This window comes from Virgibacillus flavescens, assembly GCF_050574275.1.
Classification (GTDB): domain Bacteria; phylum Bacillota; class Bacilli; order Bacillales; family Amphibacillaceae; genus Virgibacillus_F; species Virgibacillus_F flavescens.
Map to the genome: position 1 here is coordinate 661,801 of NZ_CP192260.1, position 13,175 is coordinate 674,975.

The 13,175-nt window shown below is 40.2% G+C and carries 10 protein-coding genes and 1 other annotated feature; all 10 genes read right to left on the bottom strand.

All coding sequences use genetic code 11. From position 1 onward, the window contains the following. Positions 1-35: 35 nt before the first annotated feature. Positions 36-506, bottom strand: a complete 471-nt coding sequence (rpsG, locus tag VBD025_RS03345) for a 30S ribosomal protein S7 (RefSeq protein ID WP_089530259.1) — start codon at positions 504-506, stop codon at positions 36-38. 196 nt (positions 507-702) lie between these two features. Next, positions 703-1,116 carry a 30S ribosomal protein S12 gene (gene rpsL / locus VBD025_RS03350; RefSeq protein ID WP_430789285.1) on the bottom strand — a complete coding sequence of 138 codons (414 nt, stop codon included), beginning with the start codon at positions 1,114-1,116 and terminating at the stop codon, positions 703-705. 145 nt (positions 1,117-1,261) lie between these two features. Then, positions 1,262-1,516 carry a 50S ribosomal protein L7ae-like protein gene (locus VBD025_RS03355; RefSeq protein WP_430789287.1) on the bottom strand — a complete coding sequence of 85 codons (255 nt, stop codon included), beginning with the start codon at positions 1,514-1,516 and terminating at the stop codon, positions 1,262-1,264. 131 nt (positions 1,517-1,647) lie between these two features. Next, positions 1,648-5,265 carry a DNA-directed RNA polymerase subunit beta' gene (gene rpoC / locus VBD025_RS03360; RefSeq protein ID WP_430789289.1) on the bottom strand — a complete coding sequence of 1,206 codons (3,618 nt, stop codon included), beginning with the start codon at positions 5,263-5,265 and terminating at the stop codon, positions 1,648-1,650. A 122-nt stretch (positions 5,266-5,387) separates the two neighbouring features. After that, complete coding sequence (rpoB, locus tag VBD025_RS03365; protein WP_430789291.1) at positions 5,388-8,924, bottom strand: DNA-directed RNA polymerase subunit beta; 3,537 nt, start codon at positions 8,922-8,924, stop codon at positions 5,388-5,390. Between the two features lie 513 nt (positions 8,925-9,437). Continuing rightward, a complete protein-coding gene (locus VBD025_RS03370; protein ID WP_430789293.1) occupies positions 9,438-10,040 on the bottom strand; it encodes a class I SAM-dependent methyltransferase in 603 nt (200 codons plus the stop codon). Between the two features lie 84 nt (positions 10,041-10,124). Further along, positions 10,125-10,484, bottom strand: a complete 360-nt coding sequence (gene rplL, locus VBD025_RS03375; RefSeq protein WP_430789295.1) for a 50S ribosomal protein L7/L12 — start codon at positions 10,482-10,484, stop codon at positions 10,125-10,127. 55 nt (positions 10,485-10,539) lie between these two features. Continuing rightward, on the bottom strand, positions 10,540-11,043 hold the full coding sequence (rplJ, locus tag VBD025_RS03380) for a 50S ribosomal protein L10 (RefSeq protein WP_430789297.1): 504 nt from the start codon (positions 11,041-11,043) through the stop codon (positions 10,540-10,542). A gap of 78 nt (positions 11,044-11,121) precedes the next feature. Continuing rightward, positions 11,122-11,271 (bottom strand) — a sequence feature (ribosomal protein L10 leader region). Positions 11,272-11,320: 49 nt separating this feature from the next. Continuing rightward, positions 11,321-12,013: a 50S ribosomal protein L1 gene (gene rplA / locus VBD025_RS03385; RefSeq protein WP_430789299.1), complete on the bottom strand. Its 693-nt coding sequence runs from the start codon at positions 12,011-12,013 to the stop codon at positions 11,321-11,323. 173 nt (positions 12,014-12,186) lie between these two features. After that, positions 12,187-12,612, bottom strand: coding sequence for a 50S ribosomal protein L11 (rplK, locus tag VBD025_RS03390; RefSeq protein WP_430789301.1), 426 nt, complete (start codon positions 12,610-12,612; stop codon positions 12,187-12,189). Positions 12,613-13,175: the final 563 nt, after the last annotated feature.

The window sequence follows — 13,175 nt, forward strand, 5'->3', positions numbered from 1 at the left end:
TGTAAAAAACTTTTTTGGATTTTTTATTTCAGGTCTTACCAGCGGTAGTGAGCAAATGCTTTGTTTGCTTCCGCCATTTTGTGCATTTCTTCGCGTTTCTTAACTGCAGCTCCAGTATTGTTTGAAGCATCTAGAATTTCATTTGCAAGACGTTCTTCCATTGTCTTCTCTCCGCGTAGACGTGAGTAGTTCACTACATAACGTAGTCCAAGTGCTTGGCGACGCTCTGGGCGTACTTCCATTGGTACTTGGTAGTTTGAACCACCAACACGGCGTGCGCGAACTTCTAGTACAGGCATTACGTTTTTCATTGCTTGTTCAAATACTTCCATAGCGTTTTGGCCGCTACGTTCAGCAATTAATGTAAATGCATTATAAAGAATTTTTTGTGCTTTTCCTCGTTTTCCGTCAATCATAATCTGGTTGATTAAACGAGTCACTAGTTTTGAATTATATAGTGGATCTGGCAAGACATCGCGTTTAGGTATAGGTCCTTTACGTGGCATATCTTCCCCTCCTTTCCTAAATGTTTATTGTTTTCATTCTGCGGCGCCAATGACCTGGCGCCTTCGCTTTTCTTGTCTAGCTGCGGCGCCTAGAAGCTGCCGTCATAAGCAATGAACACTTGAACGCCAAAACCTCGCGTTCTTCGGTCCCTTGCTTATGCGTCCGCTTCTGACCTGGCGCCTTCGCTTTTCTTAATTACTTCTTAGGGCGTTTTGTACCGTATTTTGAACGGCCTTGAGCGCGTCCTTCAACACCTGCTGTATCTAACGCTCCACGAATAACGTGGTAACGAACACCTGGTAAGTCTTTTACACGACCTCCACGGATTAATACAACACTATGTTCTTGTAGGTTGTGTCCAATCCCAGGAATATACGCTGTAACTTCCATGTTGTTTGACAAACGAACACGAGCATATTTACGTAGCGCTGAGTTTGGTTTCTTTGGTGTTAGTGTACCAACACGCGTGCACACACCACGTTTTTGTGGAGAGTTTTCATGCGTGAATTTCTTTTTAAAGCTGTTATACCCTCTGTTAAGTGCTGGAGAGTCAGACTTTCTTGGTTTATTTACACGGCCTTTACGTACAAGTTGATTTATAGTAGGCATTATTGTTATCCTCCCTTCTTATTTACAAATTACTAGCAATATAAGGACTAGCAACCACCGAATTCATTTAATCTTGTAATACCACATATCCAGGTGGTTCATCTCTTAGCAAAAAACAAAGCCTTCGCGATCTGAATCGCCAAAACTATATCTTTTTAATTGCTACAGTAGATGCTCCAACGTCAATGCCACAAGCGGTTCCTAGCTTTTTCATAGAATCTACGTAATGACATGGGATATCTAGCTCTTGTGCTAAATCAGCTATCTTCCCAGTTAAATGTTTATCTGCGTCATCCGCAAGAATCACTTCACTTACATCGCCATTCTTCATAGCTTTAAGTGTTTGCTTTGTTCCGATTATAAGACGTGACTGACCTTGGGCTACTTTTTCATAAGACATCCATGCATCCTCCAAAGCAACAAGTATAATCAGAAGCACCCTGAATATAGTATCATTCTAGTTTTTTAATGTCAACTCAAATTTAACTATTTTTGGTGCTCCTGATTAAATTCATCACTTGTTTAACTATTTTAGTTTACTGTTTCTGTTTCTGCTTCTTCAACTTCAGATGACTCTGGCTGCAAGTTATCCAATGAAGCTTTTGTGTTGCGATAACGGTGCATACCTGTACCCGCAGGAACAAGTTTACCGATAATAACATTTTCTTTAAGACCTAACAGTTCATCACGTTTACCTTTAATTGCAGCGTCAGTTAACACGCGAGTTGTTTCCTGGAATGAAGCTGCAGATAAGAATGAATCTGTTTCAAGAGAAGCTTTAGTAATACCAAGTAATACTGGCTTACCGACAGCAGGTTGTTTTCCATCATTCAGGATGCCATGATTAGCATCTTTGAATTGATGTATTTCAAGTAATGATCCAGGTAATACGCTAGTATCTCCAGAGTCAACAACGCGCACTTTGCGCAGCATTTGACGAACCATTACTTCTACGTGTTTATCACCGATTTCCACACCTTGCATGCGGTATACTCGTTGAACTTCACGAAGAAGGTATGTTTGAACACCATCAACGCCTTGAATTTGAAGTAATTCTTTCGGATCAACAGAACCTTCTGTAAGTTCCTGACCAGCAATTACCTCTTGCCCTTCGGTTACTTTAACTCGAGCGTTATACGGTACTGCATAGGCGCGTTGTTCTACTTCACCTTGAACAATTATTTCCTGTTTGTCTTTCACTTCCTTGATTTCATGAACGGAACCTTGGATTTCACTTATCACGGCTTGCCCTTTCGGGTGACGTGCTTCAAATATTTCTTGAATACGTGGTAAACCTTGTGTGATATCGTCTCCAGCAACTCCACCTGTATGGAATGTACGCATTGTTAACTGTGTACCTGGCTCACCGATTGATTGAGCAGCGATAATACCAACTGCTTCCCCAACTTCAACTTCATCACCAGTTGCAAGGTTACGTCCGTAACATTTTTGACAGACTCCGTGTTTCGTATTACATGTGAAGGCTGATCGAATAGTTACTTCTTCAATACCAGATTCAATAATCGTCTTAGCTTGATCCTCGGAGATTACCGTATCATCCTCAATAATCAATTCCCCGGTTTCAGGATGACGAACAGTTTCAAATATTGTTCTGCCTATTAATCGATCAATTAATGGCTCGATTAATTCAGCACCATCTCTTATTGCTGAAACCTTAAGTCCTCTATCTGTTCCACAATCTGCATCACGTACAATAACATCTTGTGCAACGTCTACCAGACGACGAGTCAGATAACCTGAGTCGGCTGTTTTAAGTGCTGTATCCGCAAGTCCTTTACGAGCACCGTGAGTAGAAATAAAGTACTCAAGTACAGTTAATCCTTCTCGGAAACTTGATTTAATCGGTAACTCAATAATACGTCCAGCCGGGTTGGCCATCAGTCCACGCATACCAGCAAGCTGTGTAAAGTTAGATGCGTTACCACGAGCTCCCGAATCACTCATCATAAAGATAGGGTTTCGATGGTTTAAGGAATTCATTAATTTAGATTGAATGTCATCTTTTGCTTGTGACCAAATCGCAATAACACGGTCATAACGTTCTTCATCCGTAATTAGTCCTCTGCGGAATTGTTTCTGAACATTATCCACTTTATTTTGGGAAGCTTCAACGATAACTTCTTTTTCTTTTAATACTACGATATCCGAGATACCCACCGTCATACCAGCTTTTGTTGAATAACTAAAGCCAAGATCTTTCATACGGTCAAGCATTTTAGATGTTTCACTGATTTTAAATCGTTTAAATACTTCCGCGATGATATCTCCTAAAATACCTTTCTTAAACGGTAAAATAGTCTCGCGTTTTTGTATTTCTTCCTTGATATTCGTTCCCTTTTCAACGAAATAATGCGCTGGTGTACAAACTTCCAGGTTACTATTTGTCGGTTCATTAATATAAGGGAATGATTCTGGTAATATTTCATTGAATATTAGTTTACCTACTGTAGTTAACAACAATTGATTTTGTTGTTCTTCAGTAAATGTTTTGTTATTCAGCGTACTTGCCTGAACTCCAATTCTAGTATGCAAATGAACATAACCATTTTGATATGCAATCAATGCTTCATTCGTATCTTTAAATACAGCACCTTCACCTACTGCGTTTTCGCGTTCCATTGTTAAATAGTAGTTACCTAAAACCATATCCTGTGATGGTGTAACAACTGGCTTACCATCTTTTGGATTAAGAATGTTTTGTGCAGCTAGCATTAGGATACGCGCTTCAGCTTGGGCTTCGGCTGATAATGGAACGTGAACTGCCATTTGGTCACCGTCAAAGTCAGCGTTGTAAGCTGTACAAACTAACGGGTGCAAACGAATTGCACGTCCTTCTACTAATGTTGGTTCAAAGGCCTGTATTCCGAGTCTATGCAATGTTGGTGCACGGTTAAGTAATACTGGGTGCTCACGAATAACTTCTTCTAAAACATCCCATACCTCTGGATGAACACGTTCGATTTTGCGTTTAGCGGACTTGATGTTATGTGCTAATCCACGTCCTACTAATTCTTTCATAACAAACGGCTTGAACAATTCAAGCGCCATTTCTTTCGGCAGTCCACATTGATACATTTTCAAGTGTGGTCCAACTACGATAACGGAACGACCTGAATAGTCTACACGTTTTCCTAATAAGTTTTGACGGAAACGACCTTGCTTACCCTTCAACATATGGGATAAGGATTTTAACGGTCTGTTACCCGGGCCTGTAACAGGGCGCCCACGGCGACCATTATCGATCAACGCGTCCACAGCCTCTTGCAGCATCCGTTTTTCATTTTGAACAATGATGCTTGGAGCACCAAGATCAAGTAATCGCTTCAAACGGTTATTACGGTTAATAACACGACGATACAAGTCATTTAAATCAGATGTCGCAAAACGTCCACCATCAAGCTGTACCATTGGACGAATTTCTGGAGGAATAACTGGCAGTACGTCTAGTACCATCCATGATGTGTCATTTCCAGAATGACGGAATGATTCTAATACCTCTAAGCGCTTAATCGCACGAGTTCTACGTTGTCCCTTAGCTGTTTTTAACTCTTCTTTTAATGCTACTACCTCTTTTTCAAGGTCGATGTCATGTAAAAGCTTACGTATTGCTTCAGCGCCCATTTGAGCTTTAAATGATTTACCGTATTTATCATAATATGCACGGTATTCTTTTTCTGAAAGCAACTGCTTTTTCTCAAGTGGTGTATTACCTGCTTCTGTCACGATGTACGCAGCAAAGTAGATAACTTCTTCCAATGCGCGTGGCGACATGTCTAAAACAAGTCCCATACGGCTAGGAATACCTTTAAAGTACCAGATGTGTGAAACTGGTGCAGCTAATTCTATATGCCCCATACGTTCACGACGAACTTTTGCTTTTGTAACTTCTACGCCACATCGATCACAAACGACACCTTTATAGCGTACACGTTTGTATTTTCCACAATGACATTCCCAGTCCTTTTGCGGACCAAAAATCCGTTCACAAAATAAGCCGTCTTTCTCTGGTTTTAATGTTCGGTAGTTAATTGTTTCTGGTTTCTTTACCTCGCCGTATGACCACGAGCGAATTTTTTCTGGTGAAGCCAAACCAATTTTCATATATTCAAAGTTATTTACATCTAGCAAGGGGCCAACCTCCCTTTTAGTGTCCGAATTTACCATTTGATCTGAATTTATATGATAAAGCCGGAGATGCTAACTTTCATGAAACTTGCCATTTCACAAAAATTAGCGCTCCATTGCTTTGATTATCTTTCTTCTATCTCCAAGTTAAGCTTACTAGCCGCTTCTGTTTCTTCTTCTTCCAGTTCACGCAATTCAATTTCCTGTTCGTCACTGGAAAGCATTTTAACATCTAAGCCAAGACTTTGAAGCTCTTTTATCAATACTTTAAATGACTCCGGAACTCCTGGTTCTGGAACATTGTCACCTTTTACAATAGCTTCATACGTCTTCACACGACCAACAATGTCATCTGATTTAACAGTAAGAATTTCCTGCAAGGTATATGCAGCACCATATGCTTCAAGTGCCCATACTTCCATCTCACCGAAACGCTGTCCACCAAATTGTGCTTTACCACCAAGTGGCTGTTGCGTAACAAGTGAATATGGTCCTGTTGAACGAGCGTGAAGTTTATCATCAACCATGTGCGCCAGTTTAATCATATACATGACACCAACAGAAATACGGTTATCAAATGGTTCTCCAGAACGTCCATCATAGAGTATTGTTTTAGCATCTTTCGGCATGCCTGCTTCCTGCAATGTTTCCCATACATCTTCTTCTCCAGCTCCATCAAATACAGGAGTTGCAACATGTATGCCAAGTGCACGTGCAGCCATTCCTAAATGCAATTCAAACACTTGTCCGATGTTCATTCGCGATGGTACACCAAGTGGATTTAACATAATATCTACAGGTGTTCCGTCCGGCATGAACGGCATGTCTTCTTCAGGTAATATTTTTGAAATTACACCTTTATTACCGTGACGACCAGCCATTTTGTCACCTTCGTGAATTTTACGCTTCTGTACGATATACGCACGAACCAGCTGATTCACACCAGGCGGCAACTCATCGCCATCTTCACGATTGAAAATCTTAACATCCAGCACGATTCCGCCAGCTCCATGAGGAACGCGTAGTGATGTATCACGAACTTCACGAGCCTTTTCTCCGAAGATAGCATGCAGAAGACGTTCTTCAGCCGATAACTCCGTAACACCTTTTGGCGTAACTTTACCTACTAAAATATCTCCGTCAGTAACTTCAGCACCAATACGGATAATTCCTTGTTCGTTAAGATCTTTCAGAGCTTCTTCGCCAACGTTCGGAATGTCACGTGTTATTTCTTCAGGTCCAAGCTTCGTATCACGAGCTTCTGATTCATACTCTTCAATGTGAATCGATGTATATACATCATCCTTCACAAGTCGTTCACTCATGATGATAGCATCCTCATAGTTATAACCTTCCCATGTCATGAATCCAACAAGTACGTTACGACCTAAGGCAAGTTCGCCATCTTCCATTGAAGGTCCATCAGCAAGGATCTCACCTTTAGTAACACGGTCGCCCTTACTTACGATTGGACGTTGATTGTAGCAAGTACCTTGGTTAGACCGGATATATTTTTGCAGGCGATAACGTTCTAAATCACCTTGCACTTCTTTTCCATCTACTTCTGATACTAAACGAATGTGAACTTCTTTCGCTTCAACGTGTTCAACGATTCCAGGATTCTGACAAATTACAGCAGCTCCTGAATCCTTACCTGAAACATATTCCATACCAGTACCAACAATTGGTGCTTCAGGCTTCATTAATGGTACTGCCTGACGTTGCATGTTCGCACCCATTAGCGCACGGTTGGAGTCATCATTTTCAAGGAACGGGATACAAGCTGTTGCGGCAGATACTACCTGCTTTGGCGATACATCCATGTAATCGACATTCCCACGAGGAACAGCGGTGTTTTCACCACGGAAACGCGAGATAACTTCATCGTCAATAAAATGACCAGTTTCATCTAACCTGGCATTTGCCTGTGCCACAACGTAATTATCCTCTTCATCAGCGGTCAGGTAATCAATTTGCGCTGTTACTAAACCACTATCAGGATCTACCCTGCGATACGGTGTTTCAATAAAGCCAAATCTATTTACTTTAGCGTAGCTTGACAACGAGTTAATTAAACCGATGTTTGGTCCCTCTGGTGTTTCAATTGGACACATACGTCCGTAGTGGGAGTAATGAACGTCACGAACTTCAAAGCCAGCGCGTTCTCTTGTTAATCCACCAGGTCCAAGTGCAGACAAACGACGTTTATGTGTCAGTTCCGCTAACGGATTAGTTTGATCCATAAATTGTGAAAGCTGCGAGCTGCCAAAGAACTCTTTAATCGATGCAATTACCGGTCGAATATTGATTAACTGCTGTGGTGTAACACTTGACGTATCCTGAATAGACATACGTTCACGCACAACTCGTTCCATTCTCGATAATCCAATACGGAATTGGTTTTGCAGCAACTCACCAACTGAACGAAGACGACGATTACCTAAATGGTCAATATCATCTGTATCTCCTACACGATGCAATAAGTTGAAGAAATAACTAACGGATGACAAAATGTCAGCCGGCGTTATATTCTTGATGCTTTTATCAATTCCAGCATTACCAATAACGTTCAATTCACGCTCGCCACTAGGATCAGTTGGGTCAATAATTTTCACAGACTGAAGCATAATTGGTTCGTCAAGAACACCCTCTTGCAGTTCAACGGCGTGTTCGCCGACCTTATCTTCATCCTGTTCCAGATATGGAATGATTTTATTTAGTAATTTACGCTCTAATTTATCACCTTTTTGTGCAAGAACCTCACCGGTTTCCGGATCAACAATCGGTTCAGCTAGCACTTGATTAAATAAGCGGTTTTTGATATTCAGTTTTTTATTCATTTTATAACGACCTACATGTGCAAGGTCATATCGTTTTGGATCAAAGAAACGTGAAACTAATAAGCTTTTAGCATTATCAACCGTTGGCGGTTCACCTGGGCGAAGTCGCTCATAGATTTCTAATAAAGCCTTTTCGGTAGTCTCTGTGTTGTCTTTATCTAAGGTGTTTTTTAAATATTCATTTTCACCCAGCAGATCAATTATTTCCTGATCTGTACTAAAGCCAAGCGCACGAAGCAGCACGGTAATAGGTAACTTACGTGTACGGTCGATCCGGACATACGCAACATCTTTTGCGTCCGTTTCAAACTCAAGCCACGCCCCGCGGTTCGGGATTACGGTTGCTGTTACGCCTCTTTTTCCGTTTTTATCGATTTTTTCATTATAATAGACACTTGGTGAACGAACGAGCTGTGATACAATAACACGCTCCGCACCATTAATTACAAAGGTACCTGTGTCTGTCATAAGTGGGAAATCTCCCATAAACACTTCCTGCTCTTTTACTTCACCGGTTTCATTATTAATTAAACGAACCTTCACGCGAAGCGGAGCATTATACGTTACATCTCGATCCTTTGATTCATCTACTGGATACTTAGGATCCTCCAATGTATAATCAACAAATTCTAGTGATAGATTACCTGTGAAATCCTCAATTGGTGAAATGTCTTTAAACATTTCTTTCAAACCTTCTTCTAGAAACCATTGATAAGAAGCGGTTTGAATTTCGATGAGATTTGGTAATTCTAACACCTCGCTGATGCGTGCATAGCTCCTGCGTTGGCGGTGCCGTCCATACTGAACTAGTTGACCTGTCAACTGCTTCACCCCTCAAATCAAGCATTCTTCAATTATCCCTTATAAAGGAAATGAATGAAAAATGATTAGTATAATTAGAAAAACAAACTAAACCATCGTACTATTTTAGTAATGTTTTTCGGATCTTAACAAAATGATGCTAACAAGCTTCAAAACTTGTTTGAAAAACCTATTCTTGTAAACATACTGAACAAACTTGCAATAATTATCACAAGTTTTCTTTTTAAAAGCTACGTAAAAGTGAAGACTTCCGCCATATTGGCAGCAATCTTTTCATCGGCACAAAAAATCAACTGTTTAAGCGTTAATCTTACACAATTGATCTACGTATTTCTTCTAACTTTCAAAAAGAAAAAAGGTTTTTTTCAGAAAAAAACCTACATGTTTAATTTTTCACTTTACCATTGTCTCCGAATACCGATGAAATATACGTTTCTTATATAATGAAAATTCTTCTTGACAAAGAAAGTCCATCTTAGCATTTTATTATAATATCACATCTGAAATGCAAGGTCAAACATTAATAGCTTTCAATAAGTAGTATCCTTTGTCTTTCGAGACCACTTCTGCATTTCCAAAAACCTTCATCATTTTTTCTTTCGCAGAGGGCGCGCCTTGCTTTTTTTGTATAACTACCCACAGCTCACCATTTTGGCATAGTGCCGGTTTGCTTTCTTCAATCATTGCATGAACAACTTTCTTTCCAGCTCTGATTGGAGGGTTTGTCACGATAGAAGCAAATGAATACTTCGTTAAATTTGAAAATCGATCACTCTTCACGAATGTAATGTTTTTCACATTGTTTTGTATAGCATTTTGCTCTGCAAGCTCAATAGCGCGCTCGTTTACATCAGCTGCTACAACTTCGCAATGTGAATACGTGGCCGCAATCGCTAAACCAATTGGTCCATAACCACAACCAAGATCAAGTATGGTACCTGGTACTTCTGATCTTTTAAATTGTGAAATTAGTAGACGCGAACCGAAATCAACCTCGTTTTTTGAAAAAACACCGTAATCACTCGTAAATGTGAACTCTTTTTCTCGTAACTGATAGTTCCAGGTCTTGGGTGAGCTTTTAGATTGGGGTTGTTGTGAAAAGTAATGCTCAGACATTCTAGCACCTACTTTGTTGTGTATTATTTTAGAGAAGATAATAGAGAAAGCCCGCCGTATAACGACGAGCTCTCCTTATATAGACTACTTAACTTCTACTGCAGCGCCCGCTTCTTCAAGTTTACCTTTAACTTCTTCAGCTTCTTCTTTAGATACTGCTTCTTTAATTGCTTTAGGAGCGTTATCTACTAAGTCTTTTGCGTCTTTAAGACCAAGACCAGTGATTTCGCGAACCGCTTTAACAACTTTGATTTTTGATGCTCCAGCACTTTCAAGTACTACATCAAATTCAGTCTTCTCTTCTTCTGCTTCTGCTCCAGCTCCAGCTGCTGCCATTGGTGCTGCTGCTGTTACGCCAAACTCTTCCTCGATCGCTTTAACAAGATCGTTTAATTCTAATACTGACATTTCTTTAACTGCTTCAATAATTTGTTCGTTAGTCATTTATATTTCCTCCTATTATTACGTTTAGTTTGAAACGATTGATTGCTTTAAGCAATTACGCTCCTTGTTGTTCTTCCTTTTGTTCTGCGATAGCTTTTGTTACGTATGCCAAGTTGCGGATAGGTGCTTGTAGCACGCTTAGTAGCATAGATACTAGACCATCGTAGTTTGGTAGTTCTGCAAGCTCGCTTAATTGCTCAAGCGTTGCGACTTTACCTTCAATTACGCCACCTTTGATTTCAAGAGCAGTATGCGTTTTTGCAAATTTGCCCAAGACTTTAGCCGGTGCGATTACATCATCCTTGCTGAAAGCAATAGCAGTTGGTCCAACTAACGTATCGCTCAATTCACCTAATTCAGCCTGTTCAGCTGCGCGGCGAGTCATTGTATTCTTGTATACTTTGAACTCAACGCCTTCAGCACGAAGTTGTTTACGAAGTTCTGTAACTTCCGCAACGTCAAGGCCACGATAATTAACTAGGACAGTTGATTGACTCGATTGAAATTTTTCAGTAATTTCTTGAACTACCTGCTTTTTTGCATCGATAATTTTTGACATTGTTCCACCTCCTGTTAAAAGATCATTATACCGAAAGAATAGCTCAGGCCGACTTGGCGTTTTTCACTAGAGATCGTGTCTAATAAAAGAAAAACCCCCATGCAGACATGGAGGTTTTTTTATACAAATGATAATCATTACTGATTATCTTATTTGCTTTTAAACACCTCGGCAGGAAATTAAGCGATAATTCGCACCTACTGTCTACGGTACAACGTATTCATATTTAATAACGAGACTCAGTATATCGAATCAAGTACCAAAAGTCAACTAATAATTAGCGATAATCTGATACGTCAATTTTTACGCCAGGTCCCATTGTAGATGTTACAGACACATTGCGCATGTAAACACCTTTTGAAGCTTGTGGTTTTACTTTAACTAATGTTTCAGTAATTGCCACAAAGTTCTCTAGTAATTTTTCATCATCGAATGAAAGTTTACCAATCGGAACATGAATGTTAGCTGACTTATCAACGCGATATTCAACTTTACCAGCTTTAATATCGTTAACAGCTTTTTCAACTTCAAATGTTACTGTTCCTGTTTTCGGGTTAGGCATAAGTCCTTTTGGCCCTAATACACGACCTAACTTACCAACCTCAGCCATCATGTCAGGAGTTGCAACGATTACGTCAAAATCAAACCATCCTTGGTTAATTTTGTTAATCATTTCCTGGTCTCCAACAAAATCAGCACCTGCTGCTTCTGCTTCTTTAGCTTTTTCACCTTTAGCAAACACAAGTACACGCTGTGTTTTACCAGTACCATGTGGCAATACCATTGCTCCACGGATTTGTTGATCAGCTTTCTTAGGGTCTACCCCTAGACGAAATGCTGCTTCAACTGTTTCGTCAAAGTTTGCTCTGGAAGCCTCTTTTAAAATTGAGATAGCTTCTTTAGCCTCATATGATTTTGTACGATCAACAAGCTTAAGTGCTTCTTGATACTTTTTACCTTTTTTAGCCATTTTATTTCCTCCTCTGTTGTGGTAATAGCGGTAATACCTCCCACTTATAAAAGCGCGATAGCTTTTATAAAGCACACCTTGAATTCGGCAGGATAAACCTTCTCACGAAAAAGGTTGCGAGAAATGGAATCCCACTATCGCAACCCAGCTCGTATCCGAAAAGCATCAAGGTATTAGTCTTCTATTGTTATACCCATGCTGCGTGCAGTTCCTTCAACCATGCGCATCGCTGCTTCTACATCAGCGGCGTTTAAATCAGGCATTTTAGTTTCTGCAATTTCTTTTACTTTATCGCGTTTAACTGTTGCGACTTTATTACGGTTTGGTTCACCAGAACCAGATTCGATACCAGCTGCTTTCTTCAATAATACTGCAGCAGGTGGAGTTTTTGTAATAAACGTAAATGAACGGTCTTCATATACCGAGATTTCTACCGGAATAATCATACCAGCTTCATCTTGCGTACGAGCATTAAATTCCTTACAGAATCCCATAATATTAACACCTGCTTGACCTAATGCTGGTCCTACCGGCGGTGCTGGATTTGCTTTACCAGCTGGAATTTGTAACTTAACTATCTTGATTACTTTTTTAGCCACGAGACACACCTCCTTAAAGTCCGTGATGTGGTAATAGGGTTTGTACCCTCCCACTCAATATTGATCATATTCCTTTAAATTCATGGACATGAATAACAAAAGAATTTTAGCATGTATCAGAAAATAATGCAAGTCCTTACCGCATTTTTAGTTTCGACTGTTTTCTAATAGATTGTTGTTTTTGCCACAAAATCTATAAAATGCGAAGTAATAGCTGGTTGTTTTCCGTTGCGGACCGTTGCTTTCCGCGGGCACGGCTTCAGTCCCCTCGAGAAACCGCTCTGCGGGGCCTTCAGACTCGTGCTGTTCCCGCAGGAGTCAACGGTCCTCCACTCCAAACAACTGCCAAAATTGTGGAAACTTCAGGCTATAATCCATAAAAATGATTTCTATCGTTCACTTTAACAACGCAGGGAAAACGTAGGAACCTACTGAAAAAAAGATGGATAATATAATTCTATCTTTTCACTCTTACTTAGCATCTTCGAATATACGAAGACTCCTCGAAAAAGAAATGCACTTTTTCTTCGTGCGATGCCTTTTCAGGGAAGCTTTCCTTATCC